17 protein-coding genes are annotated in these 22,456 nt (G+C 63.2%); 7 read left to right on the top strand and 10 right to left on the bottom strand.

From position 1 onward, the window contains the following. Positions 1-94: 94 nt before the first annotated feature. Positions 95-1,117, bottom strand: coding sequence for a class II fructose-bisphosphate aldolase (gene fbaA, locus ACE03M_RS15105; RefSeq protein WP_143920916.1), 1,023 nt, complete (start codon positions 1,115-1,117; stop codon positions 95-97). Between the two features lie 192 nt (positions 1,118-1,309). Further along, entirely contained in the window at positions 1,310-3,190 is a 1,881-nt protein-coding gene (locus tag ACE03M_RS15100; protein WP_395949249.1) for a BCCT family transporter, read from the bottom strand. Between the two features lie 168 nt (positions 3,191-3,358). Here ACE03M_RS15100 and ACE03M_RS15095 point away from each other — a divergent pair, with 168 nt between their 5' ends. Further along, on the top strand, positions 3,359-4,678 hold the full coding sequence (locus ACE03M_RS15095) for an MFS transporter (protein WP_485934839.1): 1,320 nt from the start codon (positions 3,359-3,361) through the stop codon (positions 4,676-4,678). Positions 4,679-4,818: 140 nt separating this feature from the next. Here the strand turns inward: ACE03M_RS15095 and ACE03M_RS15090 are convergent, their stop codons facing one another. Together ACE03M_RS15090 and ACE03M_RS15085 are read right to left on the bottom strand one after the other, a co-directional pair. Beyond that, the gene (locus ACE03M_RS15090; protein WP_485934837.1) at positions 4,819-5,307 is read right to left on the bottom strand and encodes an SRPBCC family protein; all 489 of its coding nucleotides are present in this window, start codon (positions 5,305-5,307) and stop codon (positions 4,819-4,821) included. Between the two features lie 51 nt (positions 5,308-5,358). Next, the gene (locus tag ACE03M_RS15085) at positions 5,359-5,700 is read right to left on the bottom strand and encodes an ArsR/SmtB family transcription factor (protein ID WP_143920919.1); all 342 of its coding nucleotides are present in this window, start codon (positions 5,698-5,700) and stop codon (positions 5,359-5,361) included. An 87-nt stretch (positions 5,701-5,787) separates the two neighbouring features. Between ACE03M_RS15085 and ACE03M_RS15080 the strand changes: the two genes are divergently transcribed. From ACE03M_RS15080 to ACE03M_RS15065, 4 genes are all read left to right on the top strand, one after another. After that, complete coding sequence (locus tag ACE03M_RS15080) at positions 5,788-6,531, top strand: TetR/AcrR family transcriptional regulator (RefSeq protein WP_143920920.1); 744 nt, start codon at positions 5,788-5,790, stop codon at positions 6,529-6,531. Continuing rightward, a complete protein-coding gene (locus ACE03M_RS15075; RefSeq protein ID WP_143920921.1) occupies positions 6,528-7,511 on the top strand; it encodes an ABC transporter ATP-binding protein in 984 nt (327 codons plus the stop codon). The genes ACE03M_RS15080 and ACE03M_RS15075 overlap by 4 nt, the downstream gene beginning before the upstream one ends. Further along, positions 7,508-9,214 carry an ABC transporter permease gene (locus ACE03M_RS15070; protein ID WP_485934836.1) on the top strand — a complete coding sequence of 569 codons (1,707 nt, stop codon included), beginning with the start codon at positions 7,508-7,510 and terminating at the stop codon, positions 9,212-9,214. Before ACE03M_RS15075 ends, ACE03M_RS15070 begins: the two co-directional genes overlap by 4 nt. Positions 9,215-9,329: 115 nt before the next feature. Next, positions 9,330-11,042: an FAD/NAD(P)-binding protein gene (locus tag ACE03M_RS15065; protein WP_485934834.1), complete on the top strand. Its 1,713-nt coding sequence runs from the start codon at positions 9,330-9,332 to the stop codon at positions 11,040-11,042. 20 nt (positions 11,043-11,062) lie between these two features. On the opposite strand, the gene ACE03M_RS15060 is transcribed toward ACE03M_RS15065, so the two are convergent. From ACE03M_RS15060 to ACE03M_RS15045, 4 genes are read right to left on the bottom strand one after another with little or no spacing between them, the layout of a single operon-like run. Continuing rightward, positions 11,063-13,321 (bottom strand): LuxR C-terminal-related transcriptional regulator, encoded by a 2,259-nt coding sequence (locus ACE03M_RS15060; RefSeq protein WP_485934832.1) that lies wholly within the window; start codon positions 13,319-13,321, stop codon positions 11,063-11,065. Beyond that, complete coding sequence (locus ACE03M_RS15055) at positions 13,318-14,328, bottom strand: LCP family protein (protein ID WP_143920925.1); 1,011 nt, start codon at positions 14,326-14,328, stop codon at positions 13,318-13,320. Before ACE03M_RS15055 ends, ACE03M_RS15060 begins: the two co-directional genes overlap by 4 nt. Continuing rightward, positions 14,325-15,458 carry an aminotransferase class I/II-fold pyridoxal phosphate-dependent enzyme gene (locus ACE03M_RS15050; RefSeq protein ID WP_260847923.1) on the bottom strand — a complete coding sequence of 378 codons (1,134 nt, stop codon included), beginning with the start codon at positions 15,456-15,458 and terminating at the stop codon, positions 14,325-14,327. Before ACE03M_RS15050 ends, ACE03M_RS15055 begins: the two co-directional genes overlap by 4 nt. Further along, the gene (locus ACE03M_RS15045; RefSeq protein WP_485934830.1) at positions 15,455-17,398 is read right to left on the bottom strand and encodes an SDR family NAD(P)-dependent oxidoreductase; all 1,944 of its coding nucleotides are present in this window, start codon (positions 17,396-17,398) and stop codon (positions 15,455-15,457) included. The genes ACE03M_RS15050 and ACE03M_RS15045 overlap by 4 nt, the downstream gene beginning before the upstream one ends. A 338-nt stretch (positions 17,399-17,736) precedes the next feature. Here ACE03M_RS15045 and ACE03M_RS15040 point away from each other — a divergent pair, with 338 nt between their 5' ends. Both ACE03M_RS15040 and ACE03M_RS15035 read left to right on the top strand, forming a co-directional pair. Continuing rightward, positions 17,737-18,792 carry a glycosyltransferase gene (locus ACE03M_RS15040; protein ID WP_485934828.1) on the top strand — a complete coding sequence of 352 codons (1,056 nt, stop codon included), beginning with the start codon at positions 17,737-17,739 and terminating at the stop codon, positions 18,790-18,792. After that, positions 18,782-19,825, top strand: coding sequence for a glycosyltransferase family 2 protein (locus tag ACE03M_RS15035; protein ID WP_485934826.1), 1,044 nt, complete (start codon positions 18,782-18,784; stop codon positions 19,823-19,825). Before ACE03M_RS15040 ends, ACE03M_RS15035 begins: the two co-directional genes overlap by 11 nt. A 66-nt stretch (positions 19,826-19,891) precedes the next feature. Here ACE03M_RS15035 and ACE03M_RS15030 read toward each other — a convergent pair whose 3' ends face one another. Next, positions 19,892-20,986 (bottom strand): EpsG family protein, encoded by a 1,095-nt coding sequence (locus ACE03M_RS15030; protein ID WP_485934825.1) that lies wholly within the window; start codon positions 20,984-20,986, stop codon positions 19,892-19,894. Further along, on the bottom strand, positions 20,983-22,389 hold the full coding sequence (locus tag ACE03M_RS15025) for a tyrosine-protein kinase domain-containing protein (RefSeq protein ID WP_485934824.1): 1,407 nt from the start codon (positions 22,387-22,389) through the stop codon (positions 20,983-20,985). The genes ACE03M_RS15030 and ACE03M_RS15025 overlap by 4 nt, the downstream gene beginning before the upstream one ends. Positions 22,390-22,456: the final 67 nt, after the last annotated feature.

Genomic DNA, 22,456 nt, shown 5'->3' with positions numbered 1-22,456 from the left:
GTCCGGGACAATGGCGTCCCGGACCTCGCGTCTTACTGCTATTGCTGTGTCTCTACAATCTGCTGTGCTGCTCCGCAGCCTCGGCGTGTACTGCTTACTTCAGGCTGGTGCCGGCGGAGCCGAGGTTCTGGCAGGCTTCGACGATGCGATCGGCCATGCCGGCCTCTGCTGCCTTACCGTAGGCGCGCGGGTCGTAGATCTTCTTGTTTCCGACCTCACCGTCGATCTTGAGCACTCCGTCGTAGTTGCGGAACATGTGCTCGACGACTGGGCGGGTGAAAGCGTACTGAGTGTCCGTGTCGATGTTCATCTTCACGACACCGTGACGTACTGCCTCCGCGATCTCCTCTGCGCTCGAACCCGAGCCGCCGTGGAAGACGAGATCGAAGGGCTTGTCCTTGCCGACCTGCGCGCCGACGTCGGTCTGGATCTCACCGAGCAGCTCGGGACGCAGCTTCACATTGCCCGGCTTGTAGACTCCGTGAACGTTTCCGAAGGTCAGCGCCGTGAGGTAGCGGCCCTTCTCGCCCGATCCCAGGGCCTTGACCGTGGCCAGACCATCGGCGACCGAGGTGTAGAGCTTCTCGTTGATCTCGTTCTCAACGCCGTCCTCCTCGCCGCCGACGACGCCGACCTCGATCTCAAGGATCGAGTGAGCTGCCGCCGAGAGCTCGAGCAGCTCCTCAGCGAGGACCAGGTTCTCATCGAGGGGAACGGCCGAACCGTCCCACATGTGCGACTGGAAGTAGGGCTCGCCACCGTTCTTCACGCGTTCGGTCGACAGAGCCAGCAGCGGCTTGACCCATTCTTCGACCTCCTTCTTCGGTGCGTGGTCGGTGTGCAGTGCGATGTTGACGTCGTAGCTTTTGGCCACCTCGGCGGCGAAGACGGAGAACGCGATGGCACCGCGGACGCGGTCCTTGATCGTCGGGCCGGAGATGTACTCGGCACCGCCGGTCGAGATCTGGACGATGCCGTCGGAGCCGGCCTCAGCGAAGCCGCGGATGGCCGCGTTGATCGTCTGGGAGGAGGTGCAGTTGATCGCGGGATAGGCGAAGCCCTCCGACTTCGCCCGGTTGATCATCTCGGAATACACTTCGGGGCTTGCAATGGGCATAGGGGCTCCTTAATCGGTGGATTCGATGCGCTTTCGGTTGCCCCCAGACTACTCGGTCTCCGGCGGGCGACAGAAGCACTCCCCGCCGTGCACACCAAATTCTCGTCGATGGCCTGTGCACCGACAGAGGCGACCCGGGTTTCACCCCAAGTCGCCTCCGTCGTTTAGGCAGTGCCGTCTGTGGCCGGCTGCCTAGTGAACGCCTTTGGACCTCCGGCCCTCCTTGGGCGTCCTGCCCAGGACACCCTTGGTCCGCGACAAGCGGTAGTCGATGCGGGCATCGACCTTATCGCCGAGGTACTCGTCGAAGTCATCGGCGATGTGTTCACCGACCTCGTGGTAACGCTGTCCGGTCTCGATCTCTCGGGTTCGAGCGGCTTCGAGCTGGAATGCCCGCACCGTGGAAACCGCGATCAGTATCAGAATGATGCTGAACGGCAGTGCCGTCGCCAGTGAGGCCGCCTGCAGTGCGCCCAGCCCGCCTGCCAGGAGCAGACCGATCGCCAGCGCTCCTTCAAGTCCGGCCCACAGAACACGCGACCACACTGGGGGATTCGGATGTCCGCCCGAGGCGAGCATGTCGACGACCAGCGAACCGGAGTCCGATGAGGTGATGAAGAAGATCGCCACCAGAATGATGGCCACTGCAGAGAGCACACCGCCCATGGGAAGAGAGCCGAGCACGTCGAAGAGCACCTTCTCAGCTACGACGCCGTCTTCCGGATCGACGAGTCCGCCGTCACCGAAGAGCTCCTGGTAGATTCCCGTACCGCCGAGTGCGGCGAACCAGATGAACCCGACGACAGTGGGCACGAGGAGAACACCGGCGATGAACTCGCGCACGGTCCGTCCACGCGAAATGCGTGCGATGAACACGCCGACGAAAGGCGCCCAGGAGATCCACCAGCCCCAGTAGAAGATGGTCCAGCTCGAGGCCCATGTCGCTCCCTCTTCGCCGGTGTAGGCACCGACGTCGAAGGTCATGTTGAAGAAGTTCGCGAGATAGACGCCGAGGGATTCGATGAGGTTCTGGAACAGGAACAGGGTGGGTCCGAGCAGCAGCACGGCGATGAGAAGCAGCCCCGCCATCGACAGGTTGATGTTCGAGAGCCATTTGATTCCTGCACCGACGCCCGAGATGACGGACAGTGTCGCCAGGAAGGTGATGATGACGATGAGGATGACGAGGAACATATTGTCGAAGTCATCAACAAGGCCGATCTCCTGGAGACCGGACGAGATCTGCTGAACTCCCAAGCCGAGAGAGGTCGCAATGCCGAACACGGTGCCGAAGATGGCGAGGATGTCGATGACATCGCCCATCCATCCCTTGACGCGGTGTCCCAGCAGTGGCTCCAGCGCCCACCGGATCGAGACCGGGCGACCACGACGGTGGATCGCATAGGCCAGCGCCAGACCGATCACGGCATAGATCGCCCAGGGGTGCAGACCCCAGTGCACGAAGGTCTGCGCCATCGCCAGCTTGGAGATATCAGCTTCGCTGCCCGACCAGCCCGGCTTGGGGTCAGAGGTGGCGTAGGACAGCGGCTCGCCGACACCGTAGAAGACCAGGCCGATGCCCATGCCGGCGGCGAAGAGCATCGCGAACCAGGAGAAGACACCGAATTCGGGCTTCTCTCCGTCTCGACCGAGCGTGATCTTTCCGAACTTCGAGAATCCGAGTGCGATGGAGAAGATGACGAAGGCACCGATGACGAGCATGTAGTACCAACCGAGGTCAGCAACGATCCAGTCGTTGATGCTCGTGAGGACCTTGTTGGTGCCATCGGGCAGGACGATCGCCAGCAGTGCGACCGCCAGAATGGTGATCAGGGAGGGCCAGAAGACGGCTGGGGCGATCATCCCCTTGCCGATGCGCACACCTTGAGCACGCAGTTTGGCGGTGATCGCGTCATCGTCATCGCTCTCGGAGATCGATACATTCCGGGGCAAATGCAGTCTGATCGGATCTGGCCCCTCGACCAACATATGCGGGTGGTCACGATCGCTTGTCGGCGCCGGGGCGGACGTTTCTTCCGCCCCAACGTTCTCCTTCTCGTCGGATGTATCCATGAGGCCTTTCGGATTGAGTGGACGTGAACGTCAATCCACTCTGCCGCACCACACCATTGCTATCAAGCTATTCCCAGAAAACTGTCCGAAAAGTCCGCATATTCACAGCTCAACGGTTGGCCCCGGTCACCGACAGCTGCGCCGACAATGATTGCGTACAGTTCAACCATGGAGACACAAGCGAGCACCCGTGGGAGTCCCCGGTTCAGAATTCTCAGCTGGGCACTCTGGGATTGGGGATCGGCCTCCTTCAACGCCGTCATCATCACCTTCGTCTTCGCCCCCTATCTGACGAAGAGTGTGGCAGCGACCGAAGAGGCCGGGTCTTCGGCCCTGGGCTGGTCGACGGCAGCGGCCGGGCTGATCATCGCTCTCGTGGCTCCGGCCGCGGGCACCCGAGCCGATGCCGGCGGGCGGCACAAGCTGTGGCTGGGAGTCCACACCGGAATAGTCATCCTCACGATGTTCGGGCTCTTCTTCGTCCGCGACTCCCCCGACTACCTGTGGCTGGGCCTCCTCCTCATCGCCATGGGCAGCGTGTTCTTTGAATTCGCCGAGGTCTCCTACAACGGCATCATGGTCCGCATCACCCAGCCTGACAATGTCGGGAAGGTCTCCGGCTTCGGCTGGGGCATGGGCTACGCCGGCGGCCTCGTGCTCCTCGTCATCCTTCTCGTCCTCGTGATCCAGCCCGAAGTGGGGCTCTTCGGTGCCGGTGATGAGGACGGCTTGAGATTCCGAGTCGTCGCAGCCCTCTCTGCGGTCTGGTTCGCGATCTTCGCCCTGCCTGTGATGTTCACCGCGCCGAGCGCCAAGGTCGCGAGCCCATCGTCGAGACACCCGATCAAGGCGTTCATCGCCGACTACGGCGTGCTGGTCCGACGCCTCGTTCGGATGTGGAAGGAAGAGCACCAGACGCTGCGGTTCTTCATCGCCTCGGCTGTGTTCCGCGACGGGCTGGCCGCGATCTTCGCGTTCGCCGGTGTCCTCGCAGCGGGCAGCTACGGCTTCTCCCCCTCGGAGATCATCATTCTGGGCGTGGCCGCCAACGTCGCGGCCGGCACGGGTGCCATGATCGCCGGCTACTTCGATGACCGCCTCGGACCGAAGCCCGTCATCATCACCGGGCTCATCATCATCCTCGTCGGCGGCTTGCCGATCCTCTTCAGCGATACCGCAGCCGTGTTCTGGGTCTGCGCGCTCGTCCTCAGCTTCTGCGTCGGACCTGTGCAGGCCTCGAGCAGGTCCTTCCTGGCCAGGATTACCCCACCCGAACGGGCCGGAGAGAACTTCGGGCTCTACGCCACGACCGGTCGCGCCGTGAGCTTCCTAGGCCCGGCCATGTTCGCGGTCTCGATCTCCATCTTCGGATTCCAGCGGGCCGGGACTCTGGGCATCCTCCTCGTGCTCTTCATCGGACTGCTCCTCATCATCCCGGTCAGGCCCGATGCCCCGCGCCGCTCAATGCAGGCACAGGTCGGGGTGTGAAGCCTCGGGGTGTGAAGCGTCGGGGTGTGAAGCGTCGGAGCACTCCTTCATAGGGACAACGGTTGGTATGTTCTCTTCGATCTGAGCACGATGATCGAAGAGAACATACCAACCGTTTACGCATCCCGCACCTGCCTGCTTCAGCCTTTGGCCAGCAGCTCGTCGATCTGGTTGATCGCTCCGGTCGAGCCTTCGACGACGCCCATGTCGAGTACGGTCTTCAGACCCTCAACGGAGTCGAAGGCTGATTCGTAGGTGACGCGAGTTCCGCCCTCGATCGCTTCGAAGGTGTAGGTGTTGGTGCTGCCCGGCATCGATTCGACTGCGTTGAAGTCTTCGTCCGCGAAGTAGTCGCGAAAGACGAAGCGTGCGGGCTCCTCCACCGAGGATACTTCCCAGAGACCACAGAACTTCTCACCCTCTGGGCTGGTCATGTAGTAGGTGACCCTGCCGCCAGGGGTCAGCGAGTGGTCGACGACCGTGGCCGGATAGGTGGGTGGCCCCCAGACTCGCTCCAACTGGCGCGGGTCGGCGTAAACCTCCCAGACTCGCTCCGGCGTCGCCGCGAATTCAGCGACCATCGTCAGGGTCAGCGTCTCCTCATCATGGGTGGTTTCTAGAACTGGCATGGCTTCTCCTCGAATGTCTCATCTCCCGCCAGTTGACGGGATCGGGTCACTTCAGCGACCGGCAGCCTCGTCGTCGGCAAGCAGGTCATCGATGCGCGCGACTCTCGCACGCCACATGTCCTCGAGCTCGTTCAGCAGCGACGCCACGGTGCGGATCCCGCTCATCTCGACTCGAGCGATCTGCGCCCTGCCGACTCGCCGCTTCGACACGAGTCCCGCGCGCTCGAGCACAGCCACGTGCTTCTGCACCCCCGCGAAGCTCATCTCATAGGAATCAGCGAGATCGGACACTGAAAGCTCTTCATCCATGACTCGCCGCATGATGTCCCGACGCGTCCGATCGGCCAATGCCTGGAACATCGCATCCACCTGATCGTCCAGAAGTGCCTCCATGCATCAATAATACAACCACATGGTTGTACGTCAAGAATTACTTCCCAGCTATTGACTCGTCGATTGAACACGCGTTTAATATTAAACATGCGTTCAACCCACGATGATTCGAGCTCGAAGCCCAATCGCTCCCCTCATATCTCTCCGGAGACGGCAGAGCGGATCCTCGGCGCCGCCGTCAAAGAGTTCGCCGAGCACGGATTCACGAAGACGACGATCCGCGGCATCGCCTCGTCGGCGGGAGTTTCCCCGGGACTCGTCATCCATCATTTCGGTTCGAAGGAAGGTCTGCGCACGGCCTGCGATGACCACGTCTTCTCCGCGATAGCCGAGGCGAAAGCGAAGAATGCCGAATACGCCGTCCACGCCATGCAGATGATCTTCGACGACCCGGACATGAGCACGAAGATCGACTACCTCATGAAGTCCCTGCTCGATCCCAGCGAGCACGGCCAGCGCTACTTCGAGCACTATGTCGACCTGGTCGAGGACTACATCTCCCACGGCTTCGCAGGGTACGCCTTCCGCCAGAGCGACGACCCGCGTGGCCAGGCGGCGACGATCGCGACCCTCGCGCTCTCCCCGTCAATACTCGCTCAGCGGCTGCAGACTTCCCTGGGCACGAACAGTACGGCTGAGACGATGACTCGCCTCGCGCCGCATCTCCTCGACCTCTATCTCAACGGCATCCTCTCAGCGACGCCCGAGGGTCAGCCCGATCCGTCGCAACCCGATCGTGCAGACACCGGACCTGTTTCCGACGTTGCCCGGCCTGATCGTGCAGACACAGATTCCGACCCCACCGACCCATTGGGAGGCGATCAATCATGACCACCACGACGAGTACCCCGAAACCCACCTCGGCGACCGCCGGCCACGACACCGCAGCCATCTCCATGCAGGATGTCGTCAAGAGCTACGGACACGTACGCGCGCTCGACGGGCTGACGCTGGACGTCGCCCGCGGAGAGGTCCATGGCTTCCTGGGCCCGAACGGCGCCGGAAAGTCCACGACCATCCGGATTCTGCTCGGAATCCTCAAACATGATTCGGGGCGCATCAGGCTCCTCGGGGAGGATCCGTGGGCGAAGGCGGTGTCGCTGCACCGCAGACTCGCCTATGTCCCCGGTGACGTCGAACTCTGGCCGAGCCTGACCGGCGGTGAGGCGATCGACTTGTTCGCCCGCCTGCGCGGCGGGGTCGACATCCGCAGACGCAACGAACTCATCGAGCGCTTCGACCTCGACCCACGCAAGAAGGGCCGGACGTATTCGAAGGGAAACAGGCAGAAGGTCGCACTGATCTCCGCGCTGGCCTCACATGTCGACGTTCTGCTCCTCGATGAACCGACGGCTGGCCTCGACCCACTCATGGAGGCCGTATTCCAACAGTGCATCAGAGAAGCCAAGGAGGAGGGCCGTACGGTACTGCTCTCGAGCCACATCCTGGCTCAGGTGGAGGCGCTGGCCGATCGGGTATCGATCATCAGGTCAGGACGGATCGTCGAATCCGGTGCCCTGGCAGACCTGCGCCACCTGTCGCGGACAACTGTCACCGTGCAGGTGGAGACGGACATTCCGCAGCTGGTCACCATGCTCGGAGTCCACGATCTGGTCCGGGAGGGTGCGCAGCTGCACTTCAGCGCCGACACCGCCGAACTCCCTGCCATCATGCGCGCCCTCGGCGAGCACGACATAAGGTCGCTGACAGCCACTCCCCCGACCCTCGAACAGCTGCTCCTGCGCCACTACGGCGATTCCACCGAGAGCAGCGAACCCGCTGACGGAATCCTCGCAAGGGAGGAACCATGACTCTGCTGACGAGCGCCGACGGCGCCACCGGCCACACAGGCGAGCCGCCCCATCGCACCCATCACGGACGACACAGCGAGGATCGTGTCGGTTCACAGGTGACAGGACTGCGGACTCTGCTGCGACTCATGATCAGACGGGACCGATGGCGAGCGCCCATCTGGATCCTCAGCCTCGCCGCCCTCACCGCCTATTTCGCGAACGCGATCGCCGTGGTCATGGATGGCGACACTCTCGCATCGATGGTGGTATTCGCGAAGAATCCCGTCATGGGTCTCATCACCGGCCCGGGCTATGGGATGGATGACATCACGATCCCGCGCTTCATCGTGGGCATGTACGGGGTCTTCCTCATGCTCGGTGCCGCGCTGATGTCGATCACGACCATGACCCGCCACACTCGTGCCGAGGAGCAGACCGGTCGGGCGGAGCTGATCCGTGCGAATGTCACCGGCCGCCACACGCAGCTCCTGGCAGCACTCGCTCTCACCCTGATCATGAACCTCCTGGCAGGGGCCCTCATGTCCCTGACGTTCTTCTTCTCCGAGGCGAAGCCCGAACCGTTCTCCTCCGCGCTCCTCTTCGGTGTCAGCATCGCCGCAGCAGGGTGCGTGTTCGCTGCGATCTCTGCAGTCACCGTGCAGCTGACCTCATTCGCCCGCGCAGCCTCGGGGATCGCCGGGGCGGTGCTGGCCGCGAGCTTCGTCGTCCGCGGACTCGGAGATATGTCGGCAGTCGCCGGCGGCGATCTCAAGTGGCTGTCCTGGCTCTCACCCTTGGGGTGGTCACAACAGACGGCTCCGTACACCCTCGACCGCTGGGCTCCGCTTCTGCTGTCGCTGGCAGCCGTGACCATCCTCGTTCCCGTGAGCCTGTTCCTGCAGTCCCGCCGTGATCTGTCGGCCGGTATCTTCGCCGATCGCCTCGGTCGTGCTCACGCTTCGTCTGGACTGTCGACGAGCATCGGGCTGGCGCTGCGCCTGCAACGGTCGAGTCTGCTCTGGTGGTCCATCGGAGTCTTCACCATGGCTGTCGTCTTCGGCTCCTTCACCGGAGCCATGAAAGAGGGGGCAGAGGGAATGCCGCAGGAGATCCTCGATCTCATGGGCGGTTCGCGCGGGATCGTCGACGGCTACATCGGCTACATGGCCCTCTACTTCGCCATGATCGTCTCCGCCTATGCGATCATCGCCGCTTCGGGTCTGCGGGCCGAGGAATCGGGTTTCCGCACGGAACCGGTTCTCGCCACTGCTGTGGGGCGTGGCCGGTGGGTCCTGTCATGGACGCTCGTGACGCTGCTCGGCTCGCTCTGGCTCATGGTTCTGGCGGGTGCGGGCGAAGGACTGGGCGCGGCCACATCGACCGGTGACTGGTCGCTGCTGGGACCGGCAGTCCTCGGTCACCTCGCACAGACTCCCTCGATATGGGTCCTGCTCGGGCTGGCCCTCGCGCTCTACGGTTTCGCTCCGAGGCTGCAGGGATTGGTCTGGCTCGTCTTCGTCTACGGCGCAGGTATGGCCCTGTTCGGGCAGATGATGCGTCTCGACGAGGCCGTCCTCAACACCTCCGTCTTCGTCCATATCGGCCAGTACCCGGCCCAGGATCTGGCCGCCGAGGCGGTCGTGGCCCTGACCGCGGCAACCGTGGTTCTCGTCGGGTTGGGGGTGCTCGGGTTCCGGAGGCGGGACCTCATGACGGCGTGACGACCGGGCCGAAGGGCAGAGACGAGCCCAAGCGAGATGAATTCGTCACCTTCAGATGACCCCGGGACGATCTATCCTGAGAACACCGTGTGCCGCTTCGACGAAAGCAATCCCAATGACGAGAAACCCCTCCACACATGGCCCGGACATTGCCGTCCTCGGCTCAGGAGCATCCGGCACTCACGGGCTGCTCCGGATCCTCACCCGCCTGACCGACCGGGAGTCATCGGTCGATGACGTGGTCCGCATCGCCGTGATCGATCGTGATCACCAGTTCCACTCCGGCATCCCCTACGGTCACCGTTCCGGGCGGTCCTCTCTGCTGATCTCGGCATTGGAGAGTTTCCTTCCAGACCGTGAACGCCGCGAATTCATCAGCTGGCTGGAGGACAGACGAGAGGAGATGCTCGACTGGGCCAGCGACGGTCAAACCCCCGACTCGCCTCTGGCGGCAGCCATGGAACGCGACTGGATCCTTCGCCATGAGGATGAGGTGCGCGACGGGCGATGGGATGAGCTCTATCTTCCACGAAGGCTCTACGGTCAGTATCTGTCGGAGCTTGTTGAGCACGCCGTCGAAGCAGCCCGGGGACTCGTCGAGGTCGACTTCGTCCATGCCGATGTCAATGAGGTCATAGGCGACGGCGGTGGCGGGGTCCACCTGCGCGAACGCGGCAGCGATGGTCGGGTGCAGTTCGAGCTCCACGCGCATTCCGTGCTGTTGGCCATCGGTTCACCCCCGGTACGAGATCTCGACGTTTCCAGTGCCCCGATTCTCGCCGGACCGAACACAGGTGCTGCCGGGCAGTCGAGCATCGACGACCTTCTCGGGATGGGGCTGGTCACCGACATCCATACTCCCGAGATCGAGCACGTGATCGAGAAGATCACGGTGCGTCTCGAGTCCCTGCCAGTCGAGAAGCGGACGATTCTGCTGATCGGCGGGAACGCCGATGCTCTTGAGTTCCTGCTCGCATCACACAGGCTCAGGCAGGACACCGGCACCCGACTCTTCGTCCTCTCCTCGCGGGGTCGTCCTCACTATTGGCACCATGACCGTCAAGGCGAGCGGGCCTCGACGCCGATCCTCGACCGACTGTTCGAGACCGCCGAGGCTGGAGCTCCTCTGCGCGCTCGAGACCTGCATGAAGCAGTGCGCGCTGAACTCACAGCGGCGCTGACCCACGGAAACGTCAACTCGACAATCGCGGCACTCATCGCTGCAGTCGGTTCATCCCTGCGATATATGAACGATTTCGAGCTGTACTCGATGGCCACCGACCACGGAGTCGCCATCTCCGATCTGCTGCGCCGCGCAGGCGGCGACTCTCTCGATTTCCTCACCGACGGCATCGCGGACGGCACCATCACCTGCATACCCGGACGGTTCCGCGAAGCACATGTTCGCGAGGACATGCTGTTCGCCACCGTGGATCAGCTTCCGGGTGCGACGCCGGCCTCAGGCACAGTCACCTCACACGACGAGGCTTCGGGCGGCCCGGGCCGTGGATACGCTGTGATCGTCAATGGGACCGGTTTCGAGCGGGTGACAGACACCCGCTCCCCGCTGCTGCGGCAGATGCTCGGCTCGGGCACCGTCCGTGCTTCAGCATCGAGGACCGGACTTGCCCTGAATGAGAAGTTCCAAGCGGCGCCGGGCATCTTCGTCCTCGGACCGCTGATCGCCGGGCACCATGGCGGTGGCTCCGCCTATTGGCATATCGAGAGCGTGGCCCGGATCATCCAGCTCGCGGACGCAGTCGCCGAGCGCCTCGTCACTGAAGCCATCAGCAAACGCTCGATCAGACAGGGACTGCTCACTCCCTGACGCCGTGCCCTCTCCAGTGCTCAGACGTCTATGTCGCCGAGGTAGCCCAGCACCCGAGCGCGTGTGACTGCTGCTTCCCGTCCGCTGACTCCAAGCTTCCGGTAGAGCGAGGAGAGGTTGTTCTTCACCGTCCCCTGAACCAGCAGCAGGTCGTGGGCCATCTCGGCGACGCTGGCCCCCTGGTCGAGCTTTTCGAGCAGAGTCATCTCTCTGCGTCCGAGCATCGGGAAGTCGACCAGCCCGACTACGGCCTCACCGAGACTGCTGAGCTTCTCCATACAGACGGCGAGGGAATCGCTGTCGAAGGTGCGGCGGCTCACTGAATGGGCCAACGGGGCGAGAACCTCTGTGATCTTCTGCCAGATCGGTTCCTCGGCACTCATCCGCATAAGCTCCTGGCGCTCGCGCAAAGGCAGCTGCACGATCGGCAGCACAGTGCCCACCAGGGCGGAGAGCTCCAACAGCTCCACAAACGCCAGGTGTGCCGCCTCCCGATCACCGATGCGCAGCAGCGCCGCAGCTTTGATCCCCGTCAGTTCGGCTCGGTTACGGGTGTCGACGTGGTTCTCGTAGTACTGTGCCTCCGCAATGCGGACCGCGGCTTCATTACGCCCGGCCACCAGCTCACTGCGTGCGAACAGCACCTGGCTGACCCCCAAGATGCCGGGCAGCTTCTCCAACAGGATTTCGGCCCGATGCAGCTGACCGAGGCTGATGAGCATACCGATGCGCGAGGCCTTGAGCATCTCGGCTGCTCCGCCTGTCGCGCAGACTCCATGAGCGTGCATGTCGATGGACTCCTCTGACCGCAGCAGAGTCGACCGTGAGCGCGCCACCAGCTGCGAGAGCATCCTTTCGATGATCGGCATGTGAAACCACAGGTCGCCCATCTCCGCGTAGTCGCGCATCCGGCGCACCGTTTCCTCTGCCGCACCCAGATCCAGCTTATCGAGGCTGCGATAGGCCTCAACGATGAGAGCAGCGGGCCGGAAGGTCTGTTCCTGCACGTACGGTGGAGCGTCGAGACGAGCGAATTCGACGATCTCTGTGTCGGCACGTTCATGGTCACCGGCAAGGTAGGAGGCCAGAGCCGTCCAGGCCGTGACGGCGGGAGAGAGGAAGTCACCGACCACACTGTCCTCCTTCACCTCGTCCTCGATCGACCTCAGCAGAGCCAGAGCACGCCCCGGCGCACAGGCGAGCACGCTGTGGATCGATGCATGCAGGCGAACGATTCGGCGCGGACGTCGTGCCGCTCCGCCGGCGACCCAAGTTGCGCCCGCCTCGGCCGCGGCATGATGCGCACCGGCAGCGCCGAGGCGGGCCATCTCACCCATAACTGCGTGGAAATGGGATGGTGCCCCTGCATCTCCGAGCAGCACTCGCGCCGCGAACTGACCGACCGAATTGCCTTCTGCCTCCAGGTCACTGAGCAGCGCTCCAGGTGCTGTCAGACGAGCGACGTGCTCGCGAACAAGCTGGCTCGAGGGAACCTCTGATCCGGCATCGAGCAGCGCTTCCTGCACCATGGTGGCCACCGTGGTGACCGCTCTCAACTCCGGGACGGCACGCAGCGCCGTCGCTGGCAGTTGGGCGAATGCCGCCAAGCTGGATCGATGGTGGCGATAGAAGAGCGGATATCCGCAGGCGAGGAAGATGCGGTCGAGCAGTTCCCAGGCGCGTACTCTCCGCGCCAGCACGACGGCGTTGTCCACCAGCAGAGAGTCGGGAGAGTTGGCCAATTCGAGCTGCGCGGTGAACGCTTCCGCCAATGACCTCTCGACTGTCGCAGAGACACCTTCCACCGCCTCCTCGATCAGACTCTTCCGGGCCCACGCCGCGATCAGCAGGGGCACGAACCAGTGAGTCTCCCCTGATCCGGCCGTCACTGCGCCGGACATCTGCAGGCGCAGCAGCACGGTCGGAACATCAGCCCAGGCAGGATCCGTCCAGGCCTCGGCCGACACTTCGAATGCGACCCGGGCGACGCCTTCGTCGAATCCGTCGAGAAGAGAGAGCACCTCGAGCGCATGCTGGTCAGACGTCGAGAGCGGAAGCGAGAAGTCATCTGTCTGCGAGACGACGAAATCCGCCAGCCCGGCCGATCCCAGCAGCTCGTCCAGATTCCGCCCAGTGGTCTGAGCTGCCGACACGGCGACAACGGCAAATGACTCCCAACCTCCGCTGGCGGTGTGGATGATCTGCGCCGCGTCTTCATCGAGATTGAATTTTGCCTGCAGCTGGGCAGCTGTGAGCTTCTTCGCAGCCTGGTCGATCATCTGCGGCTGTCTTCCGCTTCGAAGCCGTAATCGGAGACGGTGTCATCGGCGATCGCCTGCTTCAGCTTCTCGAGACCGCCGTGATCGGCGGTCAGTCGCGCTCCATCGTCGTCAGGGACGATCGGGACCTCTGTCGGAGCGGTGACGAAGTCGAAATCGTCCTCGCTGATCCCCTCGAGCTGGGATACCAGTTTGACCAGCGTGCTGGCATTGAGTCCGGAGTCCACGGTGAGTGACGGGCTGAGTACTCGGACCAGTTCAGACATCTTCAGCGGGTTGAACTCATAGTCCGCAGACAACAGCTGAGTACCGACTGCACGGATGAATTCCTGTTGATTGTGGATTCGCTGCAGGTCTCCGTTCGGGAATGCTGTGCGTTCGGATACGAAGGCGAGCGCAGCTGCGCCGTCAAGCGTGTTGGAACCGACCTTGAACTCATGGTCTCCGGATTCGAAGGCCGTCGACGACTCGACCTCCACCCCTCCGACGAGGTCGGTCAGATCGCTGAGACCAGCGAGATCGATGACCGCAACATGGTCGATGGTGATGGCAAGGAACTCGGATACCGTCTGCACGGCCAGCGGCAGACCCCCGATTTCAGCAGAGGATTCGACCGTGCCCTGCCCGTGTCCTGGTACCGGCACCCAGGTGTCATTCGGGATGGAGATGAGCTGGACCCCACTGCGGTCGGCGGGAATATGGGCGACCATGATCATGTCCGTTGGGAATCCAGTGGAGGCCGAGGAGTCAGTGGAGGCTGTGGAGTCCGGGGCAGATTCCGGAGCGTTGGTGCCGAGGAGGAGAATGTCGGTCGCCGCCGGCCCAGCGCTCTTATCCTGCTGCTTCGATGACTGCAGCTGCTTCGCCAGAGCAGGGTCGTCCGACTTCGCCGTCCCCGCGTCCCATGACAGCCCCAAGTATCCTGTGTACACGCCGGCACCCGCGCCGAGGAGGAGGAGGGCGACGACCGTGAGGCCCGCCACGATGATGATCCTCTGCTGCTTCATACTCCGACCGCCTCATCGATGAGGGCTGCGATCTCCGCAACCACTTGGCTCCGGTCCTCCGGAGGAAGATCCGTACTGGACGGCAATGCAAGCCCAGTCCGGAACAGCTCCTCTGCGCGCCCTGTGATGTAACGCCGGTCGCAGCCTTTGTGGACGGGCTGCAGGTGCATCGGCTTGAACACGGGTCGAGTCTCGACTCCGCGGCGCAGCAGGGAATCGCTCAGCGACCAGGCATCGGTGCCGGATTCGGTCCCGACGATGAGCACGCTCATCCAACAGTTGCCGTCGGCGGCGTCAAGGACTCGCATCCCTCTGACTCCAGTCAGGGCCTCGTCATAAGCCCGGTAGTGGGAGCGTTTGATCGCCAGGATCTCCTCGAGCCTCTCGAGCTGGGCCAGACCGAGTGCTGCGAGAAGGTTGGACAATCGGTAGTTGTACCCCACCTCGGTGTGTTCATAGTGCACCACCGGCTGCCGCGCTTGGGTCGAGAGGTAGCGGACCCGTTCCGCAGTTTCAGGATCAGAGCAGAGGACTGCACCGCCCGAGGAGGTGGTGATGATCTTATTGCCGTTGAACGACAGTGCGGCAACCTCACCGAACGATCCGGCCGGAGCCCCACCGAGACTGGCACCCAACGACTCCGCGGCGTCGGATATGACGACGGCACCATTGGCTGCCGCGATCTGCCCGATTCGCGGGTAGTCCGCAGGACGACCATAGAGATCGACGGGCATCACCGCGCGGATCGGACGCCTTGTGGCGAGGGAGTCGACACAGGCGGCCTCGAGTGCTTCGACCTCCATCAGACCTGCTTCGTCGCAGTCGATGAACACCGGTTCGGCGCCGATGTAGTGGAGGGCATTGACGGTCGCGGCAAAGGTGAGCGTCGACACCGCCACGCGGTCTCCGCGACCGATCCCCTGCGCCAGCAGAGCCAGATGCAGCGCCGCGGTTCCAGAACTCACTGCCACTGCATGGGTGCGGCCCGTGACGGTGGCCAAACGCGATTCGAACTCATCGAGCTGAGGCCCGGCTGGAGCCACCCAGCCGGATCGCAGCGCGGCGACTACCGCTCTTTCTTCCTTCGCCCCCACTGATGGAAGGCACAGGGGAATACGCATCGCCATCATGACCAGCTCGTCCCGGCGAGGTCGAGCTTGCCCGCTGTCTGGCTGACCCCGGCGAGGTCGAGCTTGCCCGCTGTCTGGCTGACCCCGGTTGCTTCGACGGCAGGCAACTCCGCTAGACCCTCGGCTGCTGCCAGTGCGGCATCCGCGCCGTCCACGACCTCCAGATAGCAGTCCCGGATGTTCTCGAGAGTAGCCCCCGGGGTGGGAACCTCCGCTGGATCCAAAGGTGAGACTTCTACCGTCCACGACACCCCATTGTCCGAAGTGCGATCGATTTCGTCGGGAGAGAACAGCTCTTCGTGCAGCTTCTCCCCCGCACGCAGGCCGGTGTAGACGATGGGACAGGACCGCCCTGTCAGTGCCATCACTCGTTTCGCCAGATCGACGATGCGGACGGGTTTGCCCATATCGAGTACCTGAGTCTGGCCGCTGCCGCCCAGCGCTGCGGCCCGCAGCACCAGGAGGCAGGCTTCGGGAATGGTCATGAAGAACCGTGTGACGTCCGGATGTGTCACGGTCAGTGGTCCGCCGCGACGGATCTGATCGGCGAAGGAGATGAGCACCGAACCACGTGAGCCGAGGACATTTCCGAAGCGCACCGACACATAGGGAAGGCCCGTTGCAGCCGCATAGTGGGCAGTGAGGCGTTCTGCGACGAACTTCGACCGTCCCAACTCGCTGCTGGGGTTCGCCGCCTTATCCGTGGAGATGTTGACGAATCGACCGACACCGTGTTTTCGGGCCGCGCGCAGAACGTTCAACGAGCCGTGCACATTGGTCTTCCACCCTTCAGCGGGATAGCTTTCGAGCATCGGAAGATGCTTGAGCGCAGCCGCATGAATGACGATGTCGGGCTTGTGCTTGGCGAAGGCGTGATCCAGGGCCTGCGGGTCACGGATATCGGCGAGGACGAGATCTGGAGAATCCATCAGCGCTCGGCCGTCGAGGCTCATGCACAGCGCGTGCAGCTCAGACTCATCGCGATCGAGCATGATCAGTCGACTCGGGTCATGTCGCGAGATGATCCTGCACAGCTCAGAACCGATAGAGCCGCCGGCACCGGTGACAAGGACAGTACGGCCCTCGACGAGACGAGAGATCTGATCGCTCTCGGGTTCGATGGCAGGTCTGCCGATGAGGTCCGTGACGTCGAGGTCGCGGATATCGGAGAGCCCGATGTCCGATGAGAGCATGTCCAAGGGCGAGGGAACCGCCCGCACCCAAGTCGTCTCCGGTTCCAGGCGCTGGACCAGTGAAGCGAACACCTGCGCAGGTGCATCGGCGATGCCGACGATGACTCCGGCGGCATGCGAAGCGGCAACCACCTCGGCGACGGAGGAAGTGGTGCCGCGGACGGGAACACCGTGGATGAGCTGCCGAGCCTTTGTCGGGTCATCGTCGATGATGGCCACGGGACGGTAAGGGCTGAGCGGATCTGCCATCATTTGGGAGACCAGGGAAGCACCGAGGTCACCAGCACCGACGATGATGACCGGCTCGCCGGCCACGGGCACGAGTCGCAGCTGTTGGAGGACTCGGACGAGCTGCCTGACGAAGACCATGAGACCTTGGGCGAAGAGCAGAGCCAGAAGCAGCCAGGGGATGTCCTCCCGGTATTCCGGCACTGCTCCCATCACGGCGGTGCCCGTGAAGAGGATGGCCGCGACCACGCCCTGATTGCGCAGTTCGCGGTCGGAACCGAGCTGATACCGGTTCCGATACAGCGAGAGCAGGTAGCCCAAGCCGAGCTGCCCGATGACGAGTGTCGGCAGCAGGAGAAGAAATTCGCCGCCCCAGACCCGCCCGAACAGGGAGACGACGAGGAACCACGAAACGATCAGCGCTGACCCGTCGAGACAAGCCAGGCCGAGAGCACTGGAGTAGGGCCGGCGACGAGGACTGTCACCGGCGGATGGCAAGGGGGCTGGGAGATCATTCATTGTTTTCACGAGGCTCAGGATTGCCCAGTCATCGCACAGCCAATAGGGGGTTACCTCCGGACAGCCGCGTGTCACTACTCTGTCATGATCAGGTCATCACTGGCTCCCGATACTCAGTCACCCGCTATGACCTGGAACTCGTGGACCAAACCCTCTCTTATCGCCCCTCCGACACTCGGCCGCCCCGAGATTCCGCCCTCGACGGTTGACCGCACGGAGTCTGCGGATGACCGTAGACCGCGGTGGTCTCGACGGTCTCACGTCCCGCGTGCTCCTATTCTGAGAACGTCAGTGAGACCACAGATCAGGGACGGTGAAGCAGCGTGAGGATAGGCTTATTGGCCAGCACCGGTGGAATGTTGGACTCCTTCTTCATCGAGATCGCACAATCATGGCGATCGCATGGGCACACCGTCAGCTTCGCCGCCGGATCATCGATGGTCTCGGACCAGGCGTCTCTGATCCCCGGGCTCTCCCGTCGTCCCGGCCCGGGGACGTTTCGAGCCCTGGCCGGCCTGCGGCAGTGGTCGGAGGGCGAGGATCTCGATGTCATCGTCACGAACTCGGCAACCGCCTCGGCGCTGGTGAGACTTGCAGGGACGAGAGCACCTGTCGTCTATTTCTGTCACGGGCTGCACTGGAACGAGCTCCGTTCGATCGGAGACCGGCTGTGGCCGGTCATCGAGCGAATGCTCCTGTCGCGCACTGCAGGCGTCATCTCACTCAATTCGGACGACCAGGCATGGTTCGCCGGTCGCCTTGAGAGCCGTCGTCGGCTGCACCTGTCGGCCGGGGTCGGTCTCGATCTGGCTCGATACCCTGTCAGAGACCTGCCAGGCGGGCCGCTCAGACTGTGCTGGATCGGGGAGTTCTCCCCTCGCAAACGTCCGCATCTGGCTCTGGACACAGCGGCCGAACTGCAACGGCGGGGAATCGATTTCCATCTCGAGATGCTCGGCGAAGGAGTCTTTCGCGCGCAGATCCGGGCCGAGATCTCTGACCGGGGCCTGTCGGGATGCGTCACCGCTGATGGCCCGGGTGACGCGGCCGCTGTGTTAGCGGACAGCCATGCTCTGGTGCACACCGCGCAGTGGGAGGGTCTGCCGCGAGTCATGTTGGAGAGCTTGGCGATCGGTCGAGGCAGCTATGCCTTCGACGTCAAGGGTGTGCGTGACATTCCTCTGACTCAGCTGAGCGTCGACGGCGACTCAACACAGCTGGCGGCCCGGATCGCCGCTGACTGGGAATCGGGACGACTGCGCCGCCCCCTGGACTTCGACCGCGACCTCCTCGACTACTCACATGCCGCCGACGGGATCCGGCAGTTCCTTCCCAGCTTCATCCACACCGTGTCGTCGACGTCGACCAGGCGGAGAGAACCTCATGTCGAATGATGCTCTGATCTCCGTCATCATCCCCGTCCACAACGGCGAGAGGTACCTGCAGGACTGCCTGCCGTCGGTACTCACACAGTGCCACGAACATCTTGAGCTCATCGTCGTCGATGACGGTTCAACCGACGGCACTCCGGAGATCCTTGAGGACTTCAGTTCCCGGGACCCGCGGATCATTCGCCTTCAGACCGATCATGCCGGGGCTGCGGCGGCTCGCAATGCAGCGCTGGCGAAGGCGCGGGGCGAATGGATCATGTTCGTCGACGCCGACGACCAGCTCCTCACCCCTTGTCTGCTCGAAGCGATAGCCGACTGCTCGGACTCCGCCCTCGACGTGGTCACCTTCGAGACCAGCAGCAACTCCGCCGACATCGCCGTTGCCCACGACGCCGCGCTCCTCGCGCGGCACAGGTGCATCGCCGGCGAAACCGGCCTGACGCGGCCGAGACGGGTTCTCGACCCGTCCTATCTGGTCCCGAAGATCATCGACGAATCGTTCAATACAGTGTGGAACAAGGCTTATCGTCGTGCAGCTGTGGCCCGGTCAGGGGCGCGATTCCCCGTCGGGATCCGCCTCGGCGAAGATCTGCTGTTCAATCTCTCATTCGCCCGTGCCGCTGCAATCGGCAGCCACCTGCCCCTGCTGGGCTACTACTACCGGCGAGACAATTTCGCCTCGGTGACCAAGAGGTTCGTCCCCGGAAAACACGAGGAGCTGATGCTCGTCAACGACGCTCTGCAACAGTTCGCCTCGGACCTGAGCTCGCCAGAGCTGATCGCCGCGGCTGGATACATCCGGGCCAAGAATGCAGTGTCCTCGACCAGGGACCTCCACCACCGGCAATGCCCTCTCCCCCTGCGGGAGAAGTTGGCAGCGGCTAAGACTTATCGGTGCGCGGCAACACGGGTGGCCAGCCGCGGCCTGAGACCCGTTCAGCTGATGTTCGGCGCCGTCTACAATCTGCTCGATCATCGGGTGCTGTTCCTCCTCACCGGGTTCCTCGCCACGGCGAACCGGCGGGCCATTCGCTGAATCGACACGCGCCGGCGATGCCCCGCACCGACACAGGTCTTCAGGGGCTGAGCAGCCTGCCCGCCATCAGGTGCTGAGCAGCTTGTCCATCGCACCGATGTACTGACTCCAGCCGAGGAAAGCCACCATGAGCCCGACACCTCCCAGTCCCTGTCTCCACCCTTTCAGACAGAGCACCGGGACCGTCACGATCAGCGGCACGATCGACCAGGAATAGGCCGCGACCCTGTCGCTGTAGTAGACGAACCCCAATGCCAGGTAGTACGTATTGAGGATGACGAAGGCGTGGAACAGCTGTCGGTACCAGGCTGGCAGACCATCGATCGTCCTCAGCACGATATAACCCATCACCAGGACGCAGAGGCCGAGAATCCAGAAGTCCGGTCTGTTCGTCCCGCCGGTGTACAGATCGGCGTTCTCAGGATCGGTGTAGGTTTCGAGTGCCTCCGATCCGGAAGCGAACGGCGCCAACAAGGTCGCGTTGAGCCCCGTGAGGAACAGCAGAGAGAACGCCACCCACACCCCCACGATGAAGTTGGTGGAGGCCTTCGGAAGAAAGCGGATGCCGAGCAGCAGCAGCGCCGCAGGAATCGCCGACCAGTGGAAGAGAGACGCAACGGCAAGCCACACGAGCGTCTGCCACAGCCGGGCCTGCCGGCAGATCGAGACCAGAGCGAGCAGTATGAACAGCAGAGACAGTCCCTGACGCAGCAGATAGCTCGAATACCCGGTGAAGAAGCCGAAGCAGAAGGTGATGTAGTAGACGACGGTCATCTGCCATACCGACCGCAGCAGCCAGAGCAGGGCGAGGGCCAGCACGATCGAGCCGAGCAGGGCGACGACGAAGAAGTAGACCTGCGGGTCATGAGTGAAGAGACCGATGAACCAGCTCAGCAGGAGGAAGGCAGGTTCGCGACCCTCACTGTCGTAGGTGTAGAAGACCTCGCCGGTGGGCGCGAAGCTGAGGATCTGGAATTCAGTCGAATAGATCGCCTTGTCGGAGATGTCGTAGTTCCCCAAGGCTGCGACTATGGTGTTGATCAGGATCAGCGAAATCAGCGGAAGCAGAGCATTGCTCCAATGGCGCAACTGTGGGACTCGCCAGCTCAGAACGAGCATGAGAACCCAGACAGTCGTCACCCCGAACCAGATGGCGATCATGATCGCTTCGTGCCGCCGTCGTTGACGATCAGCGGCAGAGAAGCACTCAGGGGCTCGGACTGAATTCCGTAGGTTCGGTTTCGGTCGGCCTCCGCCGCGGACAGTTCGGACCTGTTGAGCACGAGACCGATCGGAGTGCCCAGTTCATCCAGAGCCCTGACGGATTCTGCGACGGCGCGGGACTTCACCCGTCCGGCGCCCGCGACAAGGAGGGTCCTGCTGGCCAGTCGGGAGAGGACGAGTCCGTCTGCCACAGGCAGCAATGGTGGGCCGTCGAGGATGACGAGGTCGAACCTGCCTGCCAGTTCGGACACCAGTTCTGCCATTGCACGGGTCTCGAGCAGCTCCGCAGGATTGGGCGGAATCTCTCCGGCCGTGAGCACACTGAGGTCGTGATCGCCCCAGGTCTGCAGCAGCTCATTCAAGTCGAGGCCTCCGACCAGGGCGGTCGTGAGGCCGGCCGCATTCTCCAACCCCAGACGTGAGGCGACACTCGGTCGTCGCAGGTCGGCGTCGACGAGGACGACACGCTGCCCTGCGCGGGCGCTCGCGATGGCCAGATCGAGGCTGAGCGTGGTCTTGCCCTCCCCCGCCTGGGCCGAGGTCACGAGTAGGACGGTGCTCTCTTCGTCGACGTGGGCGAAGCGGAGATTGGTTCGCAGACGAAGAATCGACTCGCCGCGAACTCCTGAGATCGCGGGTCCGCCCTTGGCTGACTCGTGAACGATGGCGCGGTCTTCCGGGACCGATGCCATCAACGGCGCCGAGGTGATGGCAGCCAGGTCGTCCTTCGTCCGGACTACGTTGTCGAAGGTTCCACGCACAATCGCAATGGCGATGCCTGCCGCCAGACCGAGCAGTGCACCGATGGGCGCGAAGGCCCAGTTCGGCAAGCCGTCTGAAACTTCCGGCACCACCGCCGCATTCGCCTCGATGAGGTCAATGGATGCTGTATCGGTCTTTCCCGGGTTCTCGAGCATTTCGATCCTCTCCGTCAGACTGCGAGCCACTGCAGTCGAGAGCCGAGCCGCGCCGTCCGCGTCCTCGGCCCGAGCCTGCACGGTGATGAGCACCGTCTCGGGGTCACTGAATGCTTCGAGGTGGCCAGACAGCGCTTCCGCAGTGGTGTCGAGTCCCAAATCTGAGACCACTGGCTCGAGGACGGATTCGCTGCTGACCATGCCCACATAGGTCTGGATGCGCTCCTTGATGAAATCCGAAGCCATGCGCATCTCATAGGGATCGCCTGAGGTGGGCACCGACACGAACAGCTCGGTACGCGCTGTATACGTCGGCGGGAGCAGGGTCGAGACCCCGAATCCTCCCACCCCGCCGACTAGGACGGTGAGGATGAGCAGCACGATATGACGGCGGAGGATGTGGAGAAATTGCTGGAGTTTCATCAGAGATCAGCTTCAGTCGGGCCGGAGAACCGGCATGAGACGACATCGCAGTTCAACTCGATGTCCG

Source organism: Brevibacterium sp. AGC70 (assembly GCF_057334195.1).
The sequence above is the reverse complement of the archived record's forward strand: the minus strand, read 5'-3'. Positions and strand labels throughout refer to the sequence as shown.